At 44.7% G+C, this 17945-nt stretch carries 18 protein-coding genes; 15 read left to right on the top strand and 3 right to left on the bottom strand.

Features of this window, described 5'->3' with window-relative positions; genetic code table 11:
• The first annotated feature begins 198 nt into the window (after positions 1-198).
• Positions 199-846: a DUF2642 domain-containing protein gene (locus tag ACYP5M_RS08995; protein WP_459734929.1), complete on the top strand. Its 648-nt coding sequence runs from the start codon at positions 199-201 to the stop codon at positions 844-846.
• Positions 847-875: 29 nt separating this feature from the next.
• Here the strand turns inward: ACYP5M_RS08995 and ACYP5M_RS08990 are convergent, their stop codons facing one another.
• Both ACYP5M_RS08990 and ACYP5M_RS08985 read right to left on the bottom strand, forming a co-directional pair.
• Positions 876-2147, bottom strand: a complete 1272-nt coding sequence (locus ACYP5M_RS08990) for a replication-associated recombination protein A (protein ID WP_260358142.1) — start codon at positions 2145-2147, stop codon at positions 876-878.
• A gap of 262 nt (positions 2148-2409) precedes the next feature.
• Positions 2410-3402: a nuclease-related domain-containing protein gene (locus ACYP5M_RS08985; RefSeq protein ID WP_434167439.1), complete on the bottom strand. Its 993-nt coding sequence runs from the start codon at positions 3400-3402 to the stop codon at positions 2410-2412.
• A 566-nt stretch (positions 3403-3968) separates the two neighbouring features.
• Between ACYP5M_RS08985 and cymR the strand changes: the two genes are divergently transcribed.
• The 14 genes from cymR to ACYP5M_RS08915 all read left to right on the top strand — a co-directional run bounded on the left by cymR (position 3969) and on the right by ACYP5M_RS08915 (position 17516).
• Positions 3969-4388: a cysteine metabolism transcriptional regulator CymR gene (gene cymR / locus ACYP5M_RS08980; RefSeq protein ID WP_034308657.1), complete on the top strand. Its 420-nt coding sequence runs from the start codon at positions 3969-3971 to the stop codon at positions 4386-4388.
• A 60-nt stretch (positions 4389-4448) separates the two neighbouring features.
• Complete coding sequence (locus tag ACYP5M_RS08975) at positions 4449-5594, top strand: cysteine desulfurase family protein (RefSeq protein WP_434167438.1); 1146 nt, start codon at positions 4449-4451, stop codon at positions 5592-5594.
• A gap of 29 nt (positions 5595-5623) precedes the next feature.
• Complete coding sequence (mnmA, locus tag ACYP5M_RS08970) at positions 5624-6739, top strand: tRNA 2-thiouridine(34) synthase MnmA (RefSeq protein ID WP_434167437.1); 1116 nt, start codon at positions 5624-5626, stop codon at positions 6737-6739.
• Positions 6740-6861: 122 nt separating this feature from the next.
• Complete coding sequence (locus ACYP5M_RS08965) at positions 6862-7527, top strand: tetratricopeptide repeat protein (protein WP_434167436.1); 666 nt, start codon at positions 6862-6864, stop codon at positions 7525-7527.
• Between the two features lie 36 nt (positions 7528-7563).
• Positions 7564-9969: an SF1B family DNA helicase RecD2 gene (gene recD2, locus ACYP5M_RS08960; protein WP_101222648.1), complete on the top strand. Its 2406-nt coding sequence runs from the start codon at positions 7564-7566 to the stop codon at positions 9967-9969.
• 80 nt (positions 9970-10049) lie between these two features.
• Positions 10050-10619, top strand: a complete 570-nt coding sequence (locus ACYP5M_RS08955) for a LemA family protein (protein ID WP_397315188.1) — start codon at positions 10050-10052, stop codon at positions 10617-10619.
• Positions 10619-11392: a TPM domain-containing protein gene (locus ACYP5M_RS08950; protein ID WP_434167435.1), complete on the top strand. Its 774-nt coding sequence runs from the start codon at positions 10619-10621 to the stop codon at positions 11390-11392. The genes ACYP5M_RS08955 and ACYP5M_RS08950 overlap by 1 nt, the downstream gene beginning before the upstream one ends.
• 147 nt (positions 11393-11539) lie before the next feature.
• Positions 11540-11998 carry a PRC-barrel domain-containing protein gene (locus tag ACYP5M_RS08945; RefSeq protein WP_459734928.1) on the top strand — a complete coding sequence of 153 codons (459 nt, stop codon included), beginning with the start codon at positions 11540-11542 and terminating at the stop codon, positions 11996-11998.
• Entirely contained in the window at positions 11988-12203 is a 216-nt protein-coding gene (locus tag ACYP5M_RS08940) for a hypothetical protein (protein WP_034311361.1), read from the top strand. Before ACYP5M_RS08945 ends, ACYP5M_RS08940 begins: the two co-directional genes overlap by 11 nt.
• A gap of 226 nt (positions 12204-12429) precedes the next feature.
• Positions 12430-13506 carry an AI-2E family transporter gene (locus ACYP5M_RS08935; RefSeq protein WP_434167434.1) on the top strand — a complete coding sequence of 359 codons (1077 nt, stop codon included), beginning with the start codon at positions 12430-12432 and terminating at the stop codon, positions 13504-13506.
• A 310-nt stretch (positions 13507-13816) separates the two neighbouring features.
• Positions 13817-16453, top strand: a complete 2637-nt coding sequence (gene alaS / locus ACYP5M_RS08930) for an alanine--tRNA ligase (RefSeq protein ID WP_434167433.1) — start codon at positions 13817-13819, stop codon at positions 16451-16453.
• A 66-nt stretch (positions 16454-16519) separates the two neighbouring features.
• Positions 16520-16789 carry an IreB family regulatory phosphoprotein gene (locus tag ACYP5M_RS08925; protein WP_034311358.1) on the top strand — a complete coding sequence of 90 codons (270 nt, stop codon included), beginning with the start codon at positions 16520-16522 and terminating at the stop codon, positions 16787-16789.
• Positions 16789-17214: a Holliday junction resolvase RuvX gene (ruvX, locus tag ACYP5M_RS08920; protein ID WP_034308633.1), complete on the top strand. Its 426-nt coding sequence runs from the start codon at positions 16789-16791 to the stop codon at positions 17212-17214. Before ACYP5M_RS08925 ends, ruvX begins: the two co-directional genes overlap by 1 nt.
• Before the next feature lie 11 nt (positions 17215-17225).
• Positions 17226-17516 (top strand): DUF1292 domain-containing protein, encoded by a 291-nt coding sequence (locus ACYP5M_RS08915; RefSeq protein ID WP_063232962.1) that lies wholly within the window; start codon positions 17226-17228, stop codon positions 17514-17516.
• Here ACYP5M_RS08915 and ACYP5M_RS08910 read toward each other — a convergent pair.
• The gene (locus tag ACYP5M_RS08910) at positions 17475-17882 is read right to left on the bottom strand and encodes a hypothetical protein (RefSeq protein ID WP_434167432.1); all 408 of its coding nucleotides are present in this window, start codon (positions 17880-17882) and stop codon (positions 17475-17477) included. The genes ACYP5M_RS08915 and ACYP5M_RS08910 overlap by 42 nt on opposite strands.
• Between the last annotated feature and the right edge of the window lie 63 nt (positions 17883-17945).

The raw sequence follows: 17945 nt of genomic DNA, 5'->3' as shown, positions 1-17945 counted from the left end.
AGGTACAGCAACCAAAATCGAGTTGTTGTGCCTTCTTATGGAAGGTGGACATGCCGTTATTGCCTAAGATGGATTCATTGGGATTCAATACACCTTTGATTTATTTTTTCATTTGCAAAAGTTTATGTTCAAATGCTTTTAAAATGGCCAAGCAACCATTTTGTTTGGTTGATCTTAATATAAAGGGGGAAGCGTCGCTTGTTAGCAAAACATATAGGCCAGTATATGGAACTGGAGCTATCAGGGAATATACATGAAGCGGGAATTTTAATTGAAGTAAGTTCTGACATCATCGTTTTGTATACTGGAAAAGCCTACCGTTACGTTCCATTCCGGCACATTAAGAATATTTCCTTTCCTATAATCGATGAGGAGATTGGTTCGGGAGGAGAGCCGGAGATTGACGAGACCTCGTTCCGAAAATTACTGATGAATGCGAAGGGGATGTTTGTTGAAATCCTGCTCACGAAAAAAAACTCGGTTCATGGTTATATCGTGGGCATCATGAATAACTATTTCGTCTTTTATTCGCCAGTATTTAAAACGATGTTCATTTCGATGGATCATTTAAAGTGGCTTTCGGTTTGTGATGATGAAAAGGGTCCATACGGTTTGAATAAAGGGGAACAATTGGCACAGGTTTCTTCTTTAAGCTGGGCCAGGACATTGGAGGAACAGGTGAAAAAGTTAACCAATAAACTGGTGGTGCTCGACTTGGGGATGCATCCGCAGAATATCGGGATGATCAGTGCAGTGAAAGATGGCATCATTGAGATGGTGAATGCTCAAGGGGAGGCGATTTTTGTCAACATGAGGCATGTTAAAAGTTTTCATTTCCCACAATAAAGAAACTCCGGGTCTGAAGCGATCCGGAGTTATTTCTTTTTCTCGATATTTTCATAGACCGAGGCAAGGGCTTGTTCGAATTTCCCGCTCTTTTTCGGTTTGTAGTATTTTTTTCTGCGCAGTTTGTCGGGTAAGTATTGCTGCTTCACCCAGCCATTCTCGTAGTCATGCGGATATAGGTAGCCGATGCCGCGTCCGAGTTCAGTGGCCCCTTTGTAATGGGCATCCTTAAGATGATCCGGTACATCTCCACTATGGCCGCTGCGAATGTCGGAAAGAGCCGCATCAATTGCGGTAATGGCCGTATTCGATTTAGGTGATAGGCATAACTCGATCACGGAGTTGGCAAGTGGAATCCGGGCTTCAGGAAACCCGAGCCGTTCAGCGGCTTCGACTGCAGCGAGGGCCCTGGGACCAGCCTGCGGATTGGCGAGACCAATGTCTTCGTAGGCAATGACCACCATGCGGCGGGCAATGCTGACAAGATCGCCGGCTTCGACCAAGCGCCCCAAATAATGAAGGGCTGCATTCACATCACTGCCGCGAATAGATTTTTGGAAAGCCGACAGAACATCATAATGGGCATCTCCATCCTTGTCATGTGAGAAGCTTTTTTTCTGCATGCATTCCTCGGCAATTTGCAAATCTATATGTATCGTTCCGGACTCATCGGGTTCGGTGGAAATGACGGCGAGCTCAAGAGCGTTAAGCGCACTGCGGACATCTCCGTTCGAAGCCGTCGCGAAATGGGTAAGGGCATCAAGGCTGACATCCGTTATATACGCACCAAGCCCGCGCTCTTCATCATGAAGTGCCCGTTCCAGAGCTTTGGTAATATCATTGGTTTCCAATGATTTGAGCTCGAAAATCTGGCACCTGCTTCGGATGGCCGGATTGATTGCATGATAGGGATTGCTGGTCGTTGCACCGATCAAGGTGATCATCCCGTTTTCAAGATAAGGCAAAAGGAAATCCTGCTTCGCCTTATCGAGCCGGTGAACCTCATCAAGCAGCAGAATCACTTTTCCGGACATCTTAGCCTCGGCAGCCACGATTTCCATATCCTTTTTATTATTGGTCACCGCGTTCAGTGTCCTGAAAGCAAACTTCGTGCTTCCGGCAATCGCACTTGCAATCGAAGTCTTGCCAATTCCCGGCGGACCATACAATATCATGGAAGAAAGCTGCTTGGCTTTCACCATCCTTGCGATAATTTTCCCTTCACCGACCAGATGCTCCTGCCCGATGATCTCATCAATCGAACGAGGCCGCATCCGGAAAGCAAGCGGTTTAATATTCATTGCGCACCTCTCCTTTTAATATAAGGTATCACAACTGATAGGGGAAATGCGCTGATTATGCTGTAAAAGAGGGTGAATTCCTATTATAGTAGTCCGTTTCGGGATTTAATTTATGCTGTGAGATCGATAATTCGACCTAGCAGTGGACGAATTCGACCTACCGGCGGGAAAATCCGACCTAGCAGGTGACTAAATCGACCTATCGGCGGAAAAATCCGACCTAGCGGTTGACGAATTCGACCTACCGGCGGAAAAATCCGACCTACTGACGTAATAATCCGACCTCTCCTTCTATGAGAGAATTTAATAGATAAACTCTGCCTCTAGTATGGCCGGAATGATTCAGTTTTAGTGAAAGTAATAGTTTTTTTGCACTGGATGGGGATTGGAGTTGTAGGAAGTTTCGAAATTCCCTGTTGGTAATGGTAGGTTTGACGAGGTATAGATAATCATATAGTGCCGAAATGTGTGCATCGAGGGAAATATCCAAACAGGTACGGCAAATCCACTTTCTTGATTTCCGCTCCATCGAAAATGCATGACACTTATCGCAGAATACTCCGGTTTGGAGGGCGGTAATCGGAATTCTATAATTCTCGAGCGGTTTAGGAATATAAGGGATGTGACTATCAAGCAATAAATTCGATAATCGTTTCATTGCTCTAGTAGAAAGGACCGCTTCGTTATACTTGTTTTTTAATTCCTCAATTTTAAGTAGAATCCGATCCTTGCGTGTCACTATTCTATTAATATCCGTATTCCCGGCCCGAATGATCGTTGAAGAATTGGCACTGACTACGAGAGTTTCAACTGGAAGGTTGTTCGTTCTTTTTGTTTTTAACCAGTCTAACAAGTGCTGGCGCTGCCGGCTCACTTGCAATATGGGATCATCAAAAGCTTCGGTTTTTCCATCTGGATTTGTACGGATAAGTTGATTGAATGCATTATCGAAAAAGATTTCACCAGCCATGTTTTTGACTTCAAGGATTAAAAGGAAAGAGGATGTGAGAATGAGGATGTCCATTTGGAAGGGGAAAGGTGATCCAATAAGTCGGAGGTCATGAAAGAGTAGATACTCTTTTTCAGGAAGGGATTTAAGAGATTGAAAGACTCTGTTTTCACCGTTGTATCCAGCCTTGATTTTTTTAATATCTTCAATAATTGCCGGGTGCTTCGCATGCCCAGGAGGTAAGCGTCTCATCAGAGCTTCGAGCATGTCTATTTTTAAAGGCCTCTTGCAGTTTTTAATGATCATGATTACCACTCCTTATAGATTTAAGTGAAGTATTCTCGGTTAATAAAGTGATTTCCTGTATTTTAGTGAAATTAAATGTGGCATGGATGAACTTTTGTATTAATTCGACCTATCCCTGCAATAATCCAACCGTCCGGGCGAAAGATCCGACCTATCCCCACAAAAATCCGACCGTCCGGGCGAAAAATCCGACCTATCTCTGCAATAATCCGACCGTTCGAGCGAAAAATCCGACCTAGCGTAAATAATCCAGCTTCTGATCGAAAAATTCGTTCTAGCACCCAATAATCCGACCGTCCGGACGAAAGATCCGACCTATCCTCACAAAGATCCGACCTATCTCTGCAATAATCCGACCGTTCGAGCGAAAGATTCGACCTATCCCCGCAAAAATCTGACCGTTCCAGGCAAAAAATCCGTCCTAACCCAACCTTTTTTATATCTTTTCCTACCTATCCAATTAGGATAATTTGACAAATGAAGGGCGGGTGAATGCATTTCCGGCGGGAATATGCTATAATTTCAAAAGAATTTAGAAACGGATAAATAATTTGAGGTGTATATGTATGAAGATATCTACTAAAGGCCGTTATGGTTTGACGATTATGATCGAGCTTGCTAAACATTATGGTGAAGGCCCGAAGAGTTTGAAATCGATTGCCCAGACGCATAATCTGTCGGAGCATTATTTGGAGCAGTTGATTGCGCCGCTTCGTAATGCGGGATTGGTGAAGAGTGTGCGCGGTGCGTATGGCGGGTATGTCCTGTCTAAGGATCCTCAGGAGATTACTTCGGGTGATGTGATTCGTGTATTGGAAGGGCCGATTACCCCTGTTGAAGGAATTGAGGATGAGGAGCCGGTGAAGCGCCAGCTTTGGATCCGGATTCGCGATGCTGTGAAGGATGTATTGGATAATACGACGCTTATGGATTTGGCGAGCTACAAGGATACGGGTGAAATCGATTCTTATATGTATTATATTTAAGTGATTAGCAATGCGCCTATTATGTAGGCGCTTGCGTTTTTTAATGGAGGCGACAAAAAAGTGGACAGAATATATTTAGATCATGCTGCGACTTCACCGATGCATCCGAATGTGATCGATAGGATGATGACGGTCATGAGTAATGACTTCGGGAATCCGTCGAGCATTCATGCGTTCGGGCGGGAGGCGCGCCATGTTTTGGATGAGGCGCGTTCGAGTATTGCAGCGAGCATCGGTGCAGGGCGGAATGAAATCATTTTCACGAGCGGCGGAACCGAGGCGGATAATACGGCGATCATTGGTGTTGCGAATGCTTATAAAGAACAAGGAAAGCACATCATTACTACGGAGATTGAGCATCATGCGGTTTTGCATACATGCCAATACCTTGAGAAGTCTGGCTTTGAGGTCACATATTTACCTGTGAATGAAGCGGGGCTTATTTCAATTGCCGATTTAAAGGCCGCATTGCGGGATGACACGATTTTGGTTTCGGTCATGTTCGGCAATAATGAGGTTGGAACGGTCCAGCCGATTGCTGAAATTGGGCAGCTGCTCAGGGTGCATCAAGCCATTTTCCATACGGATGCGGTTCAGGCATATGGTTTGATCTCTATCGACGTCCGTGAGTTGGGTGTGGATTTGCTTAGCGTATCCGCACATAAAATCAACGGTCCAAAAGGAATCGGCTTTCTTTATATACGTGAAGGCTTGAAGCTGAATCCACATTTATATGGCGGGGAACAAGAACGCAAGCGCCGTGCTGGTACGGAGAGCGTGCCTTCAATTGCCGGTTTTGCAGAAGCTGTTTTAATTGCACAAAGCATGATGGAAAAGAAAAAGGAGCAATACAAGCGTTTTAAAGACGTATTGCTTGCCGTCTTTGATGAGGCGGATGTACAATATGAAATTAACGGATCTATGGAACAGTCGCTGCCGCATTTGCTGAATGTTAGTTTTCCTGGTACGAATGTGGAATCGATGCTCGTTAATATGGACTTGGCAGGTGTTGCTGTATCGAGCGGGTCCGCTTGTACTGCTGGGTCAATCGATCCGTCGCATGTGCTTGTGGCGATGTTCGGGAAAGATTCGGAGCGGACGAAGAATTCGATTCGTTACAGCTTCGGTCTGAACAACACGGAAGAGGAAGTAAGGCAGGCGGCTGAAACCACCGTTAAAATCGTTAATAGATTAGTGAGAAGATAATTCTCACTTTAAATAAATGAGGTGACAGAATGAGAAAAGCACCACAGGACACCCGCGTCGTCGTGGGTATGTCAGGAGGCGTGGATTCTTCTGTGTCAGCCCTGCTATTGAAGAATCAAGGCTATGATGTTGTCGGGATTTTCATGAAGAACTGGGATGATACAGATGAAAACGGAGTCTGTACGGCAACGGAAGATTACAATGATGTAATTGCCGTTTGTAATCAAATCGGCATCCCTTATTATGCGGTCAATTTTGAAAAGCAGTATTGGGATAAAGTTTTCACTTATTTCTTGGATGAGTATAAAGCGGGCCGTACCCCGAATCCGGATGTAATGTGCAATAAGGAAATCAAGTTCAAGGCATTTCTTGAACATGCCGTAAGCCTTGGTGCCGATTATGTGGCCACAGGTCATTACGCACAGGTTGAATACCGGGATGGCGAATACAAAATGCTTCGCGGTGTCGATAATAATAAAGATCAAACGTACTTCTTGAACCAGCTTACTCAAGAACAGTTGGAAAAAGTCATGTTTCCGCTTGGACACATTGATAAGAAGGAAGTCCGTGAAATTGCAAAAGAAGCGGGTCTTGCCACGGCAACGAAAAAAGATTCTACAGGCATCTGTTTTATCGGTGAACGCAATTTCAAAGAGTTTTTAAGCAATTACCTCCCAGCTCAGCCCGGTGATATGGTCACGATGGATGGCAAGGTCATGGGCAAGCATGACGGATTGATGTATTACACCATCGGTCAGCGTCACGGTCTAGGGATCGGCGGCAGCGGCGAACCTTGGTTTGTTGCGGGAAAAGACTTGAAGCGCAATGTTTTATATGTGTGTCAAGGCTTTGATAATGATGTACTGTATTCCAATTCCCTTCGTGCAGTGAATGTCAGCTGGGTAGCGGAACATGCGCCTGCGGGTGAATTTACATGTACGGCAAAGTTCAGGTACCGTCAAGAGGATAGCGGTGTTAAGGTGAAGGTCTTGGACAATGGTGACGTCGAAGTCATCTTTGACGAGCCAGTCCGCGCGATCACACCTGGACAAGCAGTCGTATTCTATGAAGGTGAAGTATGCCTTGGCGGCGGTACGATTGATGAAGTATTTAAAAAAGGTGAAAAACTGACTTACGTAGGGTAAAATAAGCATGTCCCCAGCTGTGTTTGCGGTTGGGGACTTCTTTTGGATTGCGGGTATACCGCCTGAATTCGGCCACTGGCTTATGCTATACTTTTTAATATAAAAATGGAGTGTGAATGGATATGGATAAGAATCAACAAGGAATTGAATTTATGCAGCAAGGGAAATACGAAGAAGCGGCGAAGGTTTTTAATGAGGCGATCGAGGAAAATCCGAATGAGCCTGTTGCCTACATAAACTTTGGGAATGTATTGACTGCCGTTGGTGAAACGGAAAAAGCGGTCAAGTTTTACAAAAAGGCGATCGAGCTGGATGAAAATGCGGCAGCGGCTTACTATTCATTAGGAAACTTATATTATGAATCAGATTCTAAACTGGTCGAAGCGAAGGATATGTTCGAAAAGGCAATCCGATTGGGATTGGATAACAGCGATGCTTACTTCATGCTTGGATTGACTTTGATGGCATTGGATCAGCCGAAATTGGCTATGCCTTATTTACAGAGAACGGTGGAGCTGAGCCCTGAGGACGTTGATGCAAGATTCCAATATGCGTTATGTCTTGCTAATGCGGAATTATATGATGAATTGATCAACCAGCTGAATTTAGTTGTGGAACAGGATCCGGGACATGCGGATGCTTATTATAATTTAGGTGTTGCGTTTGCAGGGTATCGTGAGGATGCGCAAGCAGCGATGGCTTATTTTGACAAGGCTTTGGAAGCACAGCCAGACCATATGCTTGCTGCACACGGTAAGAAACTGTTGGAAGAAATGAATGCAGAGTAAATAAAAAGCATATGCATGGAAAGGTGGGGAGAAGCGTTGAGCCAGCAAGACTCGTTGGATTTGTTTTCAGAAGAGAAAATGTTCATGAAGGGAAGTCATTTAGTGACGATCTTTCATAATGAAGAAAATATGTACTCGGTTGTAAGAATTCGTGTGCATGAAACGAATCTGAATTATGAAGAGAAGGAAGCGGTCGTAACTGGTTATTTTCCAAGGATGCATGAGGATGAGATCTATATTTTTTATGGGGCCATGAAGGAACATCCGCGTTTTGGCCTTCAATTTCATGTAGAGCATTTTCGCAAGGATTTGCCTCAATCCAAGGAAGGCATCGTCAGTTATTTATCAGGTGACCTTTTCAAGGGCATTGGGAAGAAAACAGCTGAAAGCATTGTTGAGACACTGGGTGAAAAGGCAATTTCAAAAATTCTGGCTCAGCCCTCGCTGCTTGATGATATCCCGAAGCTATCCGGTGAAAAGGCAAAGGGCCTCTATGATACATTGGTCGAGCATCAAGGTCTGGAGCAGGTGATGATCGCCCTGAATCAATATGGCTTCGGTCCGCAGTTGTCGATGAAGATATATCAAATGTATAAACAGGATACGATAACGATGGTTCAGGGAAATCCGTATAAGCTCGTAGAGGATATCGAAGGGATTGGTTTTGGACGGGCGGATGAGCTTGGGCATCAGCTGGGCATTTCCGGCAGCCATCCCGACCGAATCAAGGCTGCGTGCTTGTATACGCTTGAATCACAATGCCTGCAGGACGGAAATATCTACATAGAAGCCGAGCAGCTTTTGGAAGCAGTCAAACGGCTGTTGGAGGAAAATAAACGGGATCGCATTGAATTCACGAACATTTCCTCGGAAATAATCGAATTGACGCAAGAGGGGAAAATAGTTGTCGAGGATCAACGAATTTATCCGCCTTCGCTATTCTATTCGGAAAAGGGAATCGTAATGAACATAAAGCGGCTGCTTGCTCAAACCGAGTATGAGGACCAGTTCCCCGAATCGGAGTTCTTGCTTGCACTTGGGGAGCTTGAAGAGCGTCTGGATGTTTCTTATGCCCCGGCCCAAAAGGAAGCGATCCAAACGGCCCTGCAATCACCCATGTTAATCTTGACGGGCGGACCGGGTACCGGTAAGACGACAGTCATTAAAGGAATCGTTGAGCTATATGCAGAGTTGCATGGCGTATCGATGGACATTAACGATTATAAAAAAGAAGGAAGCGATCCATTTCCATTCGTACTTGCGGCTCCTACTGGCCGTGCAGCGAAACGCATGGCCGAATCGACTGGGCTTCCCGCTGTTACGATCCACCGTTTGCTCGGGTGGAACGGGAGTGAAGGCTTTTCCCATGATGAGGATAATCAGCTGGATGGCCGTATTGTAATCATCGATGAGGTTTCCATGGTGGATACGTGGCTGGCCCATCAATTGTTTAAAGCTCTGCCGGAAAATGTCCAAGTGATATTGGTTGGTGATGAAGATCAGCTGCCATCTGTTGGCCCTGGGCAGGTTTTAAAGGATTTGCTTGCATCGAATTGTGTACCGACTGTCAGTCTGGAACATATTTATCGTCAAGCCGATGGCTCGTCGATCATTGAATTGGCCCATGAAATCAAAAAGGGAAGGCTTCCGGCTGATGTCACGAAACAGCAAGAAGACCGATCGTTCATTCGCTGCCAAACCGGTCAAATCGCCCAAGTAATCGAGAAAGTCGTTGCCAATGCCAGGACGAAAGGCTTCACGGCCAAGGATATACAGGTACTGGCTCCCATGTATAGAGGGCCTGCCGGGATTGATGCACTGAATAAAATGCTTCAGGAAGTGTTCAATAGCAATGCGGATGAAAAGCGGCGGGAAATAAAATTCGGAGACGTAATATACAGAACGGGAGATAAGGTGCTTCAACTGGTGAACCAGCCAGAGGAGGGTGTCTTTAATGGCGATATGGGAGAAATCGTGTCCATATTGTTCGCTAAAGAAAATACCGATCATGTCGATAAAGTAATCATATCGTTCGAAGGCATTGAGGTGACATACACGAAGCAGGACTTGAACCAGATCACACATGCATATTGCTGCTCCATCCATAAGTCGCAGGGAAGCGAATTCCCCATTGTCATTTTACCTGTAGTGAAAAGCTATTATCGGATGCTCCGACGTAATTTATTGTATACGGCGATTACGCGCAGTAAAAATTTCTTGATCCTTTGTGGTGAAGAAGATGCATTCCGTTTAGGGATCGAGCGTAATGATGAGATGCGCCGCAAAACGACTTTGCGTGAAAAGCTGCGGGAAATTTTGAGCGAAGAAGAAATGCCGGCGGAAAAGGGAGAAGTACCTCAACAATCGAGTTATCTTGATATTCTCATGCATGCTGACCCGATGATCGGGATGGAGAATGTCACGCCTTATGATTTTATGTAGCGGGTTCTTTTGGATGCATTTTGTTTAAAATTCATAGTTTTGGTGGAATTATAACTAATATGTGAAAGAGTAGGGGGGATTTGATGAAAAAAGGTTGGATAATAGGAATAGTCATTGTCGTTTTACTTGTCATTTATGGGGCATCTTCATACAACGGCCTTGTAAGTGCCAGTGAAGACGTCGACAATAAATGGTCGCAAGTGGATAATCAATTAAAACGAAGAGCGGATTTGATTCCAAATCTTGTCGAAACGGTGAAGGGTTATGCTTCGCATGAAACGGAAGCCATTAAAGCGGTAAGTGATGCACGCTCGAAGCTGGCCGGTGCCAATTCCACTGAAGATGCGATTGATGCCGATCAAGAATTGAGTGGGGCCTTGAGCCGACTTTTGGTGGTTGTCGAAAACTATCCGGATTTAAAGGCCAATGAGAACTTTAAGGGTCTCATGGATAGTTTGGAAGGAACGGAAAATCGGCTGACGGTAGCACGAAAAGACTATAATGATGAAGTTACCAACTATAATAAAATGATTAAACGCTTTCCGAAGAATATGATGGCAGGAGTGTTCGGGTTCGATGCCAAACCATATTTTGAAGTGACCGATCAAGAAAAAGAAACGCCAAAGGTTGATTTCGGGAGCGATAAATAATGAAAAGACTCGCTGTGTTTGCGCTATTCTTCATTCTCACGTTCGGTTTAGCAAACGTAGCCGCAGCACAACCTAACATCCCTGAACCAGTTGGGGATATATATGTTCAGGACTTTGCTGGAGTCCTGGATGATCAGGAAAAATCCGAACTCATCGAACTTGGGAAACGATTGGATGATGCCACAAAAGCACAAATTTCCGTTTTGACGGTTGATTCGATCGAAGGATCCGAAATCGAGGAGTACTCGGTCGAGGCATTTAGATCATTCAAGCTTGGTGATGCCGAGCTGAACAATGGAGTCCTCATTGTGCTGGCCATGGAAGAACAGAAAATCCGCATTGAAGTGGGGTACGGTTTGGAAGGGGCCATTACCGATATAAGATCTGGACAGATTTTGGATGATGTGGCTATCCCTGCGCTGAAAGAGGGTAAATATGATGTTGCCCTGACGGAGACCTATAAGGCTGTATATAACGATGTCACGAAGGAATACGACCTAGGTGACGAGTTTTATCAAGATCTCTCCGTTCAGCCCGAATCAGAAACCTTTCAGCCATCAGGTTTACAGATTTTCCTCATTATCATCGTAGTCATCATCGTAGTCATCCTCGATGCCAAGTTCTTTAAAGGATTTTTCCTTCAAACGCTAATCAATATTCTCTTGATAATCATCAGTCGCGGAGGTGGCGGCGGCCGTGGAGGCGGCAGCGGCGGTCCACGGGGCGGCGGCGGAGGAAGTTCCGGTGGCGGAGGTGCCAGCAGAGGATGGTAAAGTAAGTGTATTAGACCGGGAAACCGGTCTTTTTTTATGGCCTGGTTTCTGTATTACTGGAAAAGGGACCAACAATGGAAAACCTTTCAGCACATCTATTTACAATAGTAAAGAGATAATAAAAATGTTCGGAAAGGCGGGATGACCTTGCGGACGTTTTCTTTATTGAAAGGGATGCCGGTTTTTACAATCAAAGGAGAAAGAATCGGTACGGTCCACGATTTATCAATTTCTGAAATGGGTCAGGTAACAGGCTTGGTCGTTCATCAACATGCATTGTTCAAAAGAGCTTTTCATTTGAAACTCGACGATATTTCTTCATTCGGTCCAGATGGGATCGTCATCATGCAACAGGATTCAACCTTAAGGAAAGTGCCTGCGGATTCCATTTGCCTTTCGAAGGACGAATTATTGGGACGCATGCTTTTTTCAGAAATGGGCGAAGAGCTTGGTTTACTGCAGGATGTATATTTCAAGGGAAAAATGGGCACGATTATAGCGTATGAAACAACGGATGGGTTTTTCTCGGAGTCGACAGTGATAGAATCAAAACAGCCGCCTGCATTAGGGAAGGATACCATCATTGTTTCAGTTTATGAACAGTGAGGTGTCCATTTTGGAAATTAAATGTCCGAATTGCCGCAGTAAAGATGTTGGGAAGATTGGCGTAAATCAATATTATTGTTGGAATTGTTTTATTGAAATGACTCTATCCGAAGGGCTCATAAATACGCACCAAGTCGAGGAAGATGGAAGTTTAAGTTCATTGGACGATTTGTTTGAGGAAAATGACCGCCGCTTCGGTATGTAAATAACGGAAGAGGTGTTTGCAATGGCTAGACGTTCACGCAATACTCTAATGAATATGGGTTCGGACTTGATGAACTCGAAGATGTTTAAACGGAACATGAAGAAAATACGCAAAAGATTAAAATCATTATTATAGCAGGAATGGGTGTCCTGATAATGAGGGCACTCTTTTTTATGTATGAAAACCTCCCGCTTTTCGAAGAATAAATGAGCGGGAGGTGTTTATTGTGAGTATTCGTCTAAAGTGGTTTTATCGCCTGGGTTTTTTATTGCTCTTATTTTTCGTTATCTATATTTTTATGAAACTTAAGCCCATGTGGGGACCTGTCGTTACTGTATGTGTGACGGTACTGCTGCCTTTTTTGATTGGTGCGTTCATCAGTTACTTGCTCCACCCTGTAGTGGAATATTTAAATGAGAAGGGGATGCGTCGCTGGCTTTCGATTACGATCATCTATTTATTGTTTTTCGGAGGGATCGGCTTTGCTGTTTATAAAGGCATTCCAGTGATCGTCAGCCAGGTCCGCGAGCTGTCGGAAAGCGTGCCGGAACTGGTTGAACAGTACCGGGGCAGCATCGATAAACTCAATCATCAAACGGCTGCCTGGCCGTTCGGAATTCATGAAAGGTTCGAAGAAGGTGTCACCCTTTTCGAAGATTGGCTGAAGCGTATACCTGAAAAGGCGATGGAGTATGCAATGAAGATGATTGATTTCATCGTCCTGATTGCATTGATTCCATTCATTGCATTTTATATCCTGAAAGATTTCACTGTTTTAAAAAAAATGGCATGGTATATGACGCCGAAAAAATGGCGCAAGCAGGGACGGGCATTCATTCGTGATGTGGATGCGTCGCTTGGCGGCTATATCCGCGGACAAATCATCGTCTGTGTCGTGATCGGTTTGATTTCCTCGCTGCTCTTCTGGATAGTCGGAATGCAATATCCGCTTCTATTGGGGGCGATAATCGGGATAACGAATGTCATTCCGTATTTCGGACCGATTATTGGGGCGATTCCTGCACTGGTCATCGCCGCGACAATGTCGGTTAAGATGGTGTTGATTATCGCCGTCATCGTGCTTGTACTTCAATTTCTTGAGGGAAATATCCTTTCGCCGCTTATAGTCGGTAAAAGCCTCCATATGCATCCGCTGTTCATCATGCTCGCATTATTGGCCGGGGGTGAAATAGGAGGTATCATGGGCATGGTCCTTTCAATTCCCATATTGGCAGTATTGAAAGTTTTTGTACTTCATGCCCGCGTTCACTTTAGAAAGAAGCCGCCCCTTATTGACAAATAAAAGTCTTGTGAATATAATCCATTACATAAGATAATTCGTTGAAGGATGAAGTATGCTGAAGTCCATCTAAAAGAGAGTGGTCCCCCAGGCTGAAAGGGGCTGTAAGGTGAAGAGCAGCAGAAAGCTAGTCCTGAGAGCAGCTAATACCTGCCGTCATGCCGCGTTAAGGCTTTTATGAAGGTGATGGGCCTAGGATGAATTCCTGCGTCCATAATCAGGGTGGTACCGCGAGTTAACTCTCGTCCCTGTTTTTGGGATGGGGGTTTTTTGTGTGCTCAAAATTACATAATTTTTAAAGGAGGATATATATATGAAGTATTTAACTGGTGCTCAAATCCGCCAAATGTATTTAGATTTTTTTAGTGAAAAAGGCCATAACATCGAACCAAGTGCGTCATTGGTTCCTCATGAAGATCCATCATTGCTTTGGATCAATTCCGGGGTGGCGACGTTAAAGAAATATTTTGATGGACGGGTGATTCCTGAAAATCCAAGGATTACAAATGCTCAAAAGGCCATCCGTACAAACGATATTGAAAACGTGGGGAAAACGGCACGTCATCATACGTTCTTCGAAATGCTCGGAAACTTCTCCATTGGTGAATACTTCAAAGAAGAAGCCATCACATGGGCATGGGAATTTTTGACCGATGAAAAATGGATTGGGTTCGACAAGGACAAATTGGCTGTGACGATCCATCCTGAAGATGATGAAGCATTCGAACTCTGGAATAAGAAAATCGGTGTTCCTGCAGAAAGGATCATTCGCCTGGAGGAGAACTTCTGGGATATCGGTGAAGGTCCAAGCGGCCCGAACACAGAGATTTTCTATGACCGCGGAGCAGCATATGGCGATGATCCGAATGATCCGGAATTATATCCAGGCGGGGAAAATGAACGGCATCTAGAAGTCTGGAATCTTGTGTTTTCCCAATTCAACCATAATCCGGACGGTTCTTACACACCGCTTCCAAAGAAAAATATCGATACAGGCATGGGCCTTGAACGTATGGCTTCCGTCGTTCAAGATGTGGCGACGAACTATGATACAGATCTATTCATGCCGATCATCCGGGCAGTCGAAGAGATTTCCGATGTGAAGTATGGTGTTGATTCAGAAAAAGATGTTGCATTCAAGGTCATTGCAGACCATATTCGTACGGTAGCCTTTGCAGTAGGTGACGGGGCTCTTCCATCCAACGAAGGCCGCGGTTATGTATTGCGCCGTTTACTCCGCAGAGCGGTTCGGTATGCTAAGCAAATCAACATCAATCGACCATTCATGTTCGAGCTTGTGACGGTCGTCGGCGAAATCATGAAAGACTTCTACCCTGAAGTCCTTAAGAATAAAGAGTTCATTGCAAAAGTAATCAAGAATGAAGAGGAACGCTTCCATGAAACTCTAAATGATGGACTCGCCATCCTTTCTGAAGTCATTAAAAAGGAAAAGGAAAAAGGCGGTACAACCATTCCTGGCAGTGACGCATTCCGTTTATATGACACATATGGCTTCCCGATTGAGTTAACGGAAGAATATGCAGAAGAAGAAGGCATGACGGTCGATCATGCTGGATTTGAAAAGGAAATGGATGCACAGCGTGAACGTGCCCGTTCAGCGCGTCAAGATGTGGATTCCATGCAAATCCAAGGCGGGGTATTGGGTGATATTAAAGTTGAAAGTGAATTTGTCGGCTATGATCAAGTCGCTGTCGAAGCCAAAGTTGCTGCCATAGTAAAAAATGGCGAGCTTGTAACGGAGGCACAAGAAGGTGAAGAAGTTCAAGTGATACTGAACAAGACTCCTTTCTATGCGGAAAGCGGCGGACAAATAGCCGATATAGGAACGATGGCCAGTGAATCAGTGAAGGTTGATGTCCATGATGTCCAAAAGGCTCCTAATGGCCAAAATCTGCACCGTGTAACAGTTACTGCCGGCACTTTAACAGCAGATTCCGATATCGTCGCTACTGTAAATCAAGAAAATCGGATCCATATCACGAAAAATCATACAGCGACGCATCTTCTGCATCAGGCGTTGAAAGATGTGCTTGGTACACATGTCAATCAAGCAGGTTCACTCGTACAGGCTGAACGCCTTCGCTTTGACTTCTCTCATTTTGGCCAGATAACGGCTGAAGAGATTGAACAAATCGAAACGATTGTAAATGAAAAGATTTGGCAAAGCTTACAAGTGAATACGGACTATAAAAACATCGAGGAAGCTAAGGCTATGGGCGCAATGGCGTTGTTCGGCGAAAAATACGGCAAGATTGTCCGTGTCGTTCAAATCGGCGATTACAGCCTCGAGCTTTGCGGGGGTGTCCACGTGCCGAATACAGCGGTAATCGGCTTGTTCAAAATCGTATCTGAAAGCGGCATCGGTGCAGGTACTCGCCGTATTGAAGCCGTAACGGGTGCAGGGGCATACAAATTGATGACTGATCAAATCGGTGTCTTGAAAGACGCGGCTTCCAAATTGAAAACGAACTTGAAAGATGTACCTTCAAGAATTGAAACGGTACTAGCTGAAGTGAAGGAACTTCATCGTGAGAATGAAAGCCTTACTGCAAAATTAAGTAATATTGAAGCAAGCAGCCTTGTTTCTAACGTAAAAGACGTTAATGGAGTTCAAGTATTGGTGGCAAAGGTTCAAGCTACCGACATGAATAATCTGCGTGCCATGGCGGATGATTTGAAACAAAAGCTCGATTCTGTCATTATCGTATTAGGTTCGGCCCAAGGTGATAAAGTCAATTTGATTGCCGGGGTGACTAAGGATTACATCGACCGCGGCTTCCATGCTGGTAAATTGGTCAAAGAAGTTGCTTCCCGTTGCGGCGGCGGCGGTGGCGGACGTCCAGATATGGCCCAAGCCGGCGGAAAAGACCCTGAAAAATTGGATGCAGCGCTTAATTTTGTTGAAGAATGGGTCTTATCGATTTCATAATCAATGGAAAGTGTTGTACAATGTAGGTAATAGTGGATTCTGGACGCTGAGGAGAGGTGCATGTTTATGAGTTCCTTTGATAAAACGATGAAATTTAATTTTCCCGAAGAACCATTCGAAAGAGATGTACAAGAAGTATTGTCTCAAGTTTATGTTGCACTTCAGGAAAAAGGTTATAACCCGATAAACCAGATTGTCGGTTATCTATTATCTGGTGACCCGGCCTACATCCCGCGCCATATGGATGCTCGAAACATTATTCGTAAGCTTGAACGCGATGAAATCATCGAAGAATTGGTTAAGTCGTATCTTAAGAACCATCGAGAGGAATACTAATGCGCACAATGGGACTTGATTTAGGTTCAAAAACCATCGGCGTTGCCCTGAGTGACGCGATGGGTTGGACTGCACAAGGATTGGAAACGATCAAAATTAACGAAGCTGGAAATGACTTCGGCTTTAAACGCCTCAATGAAATCATAAAAGAGCATGATGTTTCTAAAATTGTCCTCGGATTACCTAAAAACATGAATGGTACCGTTGGACCGCGAGGCGAGATCAGCCAAGACTTCGCTAAACGATTAGAAAACAAATTCAAGCTGCCGGTGTTTCTCTGGGATGAACGGTTGACAACTATGGCGGCTGAACGTGTCCTTCTTGAGGCGGACGTGAGCCGAAGCAAACGCAAGAAAGTCATTGATAAAATGGCGGCTGTCATGATTCTGCAAGGATTCTTGGACAGACAAACAAATTCAATATGAGGTGAATACAAATGGAACACGGCGAAAACAACATTACAGTAGTAGATGAAAACGGAAACGAGCAGCTTTGCGAAATCCTTTTCACATTCGACTCAGATAAATTCAACAAATCTTATGTACTTTACTATCCGATGTCTGCAGAAGATGATGAGGAAGAAATCGAAATCCACGCTTCATCATTCGTACCTAGCGAAGATAATAAAGATGGTGAACTTACACCGATCGAAACAGAAGAAGAGTGGGATCTTGTCGAGGAAATGTTAAATACATTCCTTGACCAAGAAGAAGCGGAAGAAGAATAAGAGAAAAAACCGGCCCTTAAAGGTCGGTTTTTTTTTTGAAAAGAGGAAGATTTGGAACGGAAGGTGCGAGACTTCTGCGGGAAAAGCGTATCTAAGGAGACCCCGCAGGCGGAAGCCGAGGAGGCTCCCGAGACCGCCCGCGGAAAGCGAGTGCCCGGAGTGGAAATTTAAGTCCACCACCAAATAACATTTCATGGTTCGGTTGTGACCATTCTGAGCCATTTTTTTAGGTAAAAGGGTTTCAATCTGAATTTTTAATACAAAGTCGATTGGAACGGAAGGTGCGAGACGCCCGCGGAAAGCGAGTGCCTGGAGTGGAAATTTAAGTCCACCACCAAAGAACATTTCATGGTTCGGTTGTGACATTCCGAGCCACTTTTTTAGACAAAAGGGTTACTATCTGAATCGATTGGAGCGAGTGCCTGAAAA

Source organism: Peribacillus sp. N1, from assembly GCF_054600815.1.
This window is presented reverse-complemented; position numbering and strand designations above follow the sequence as displayed.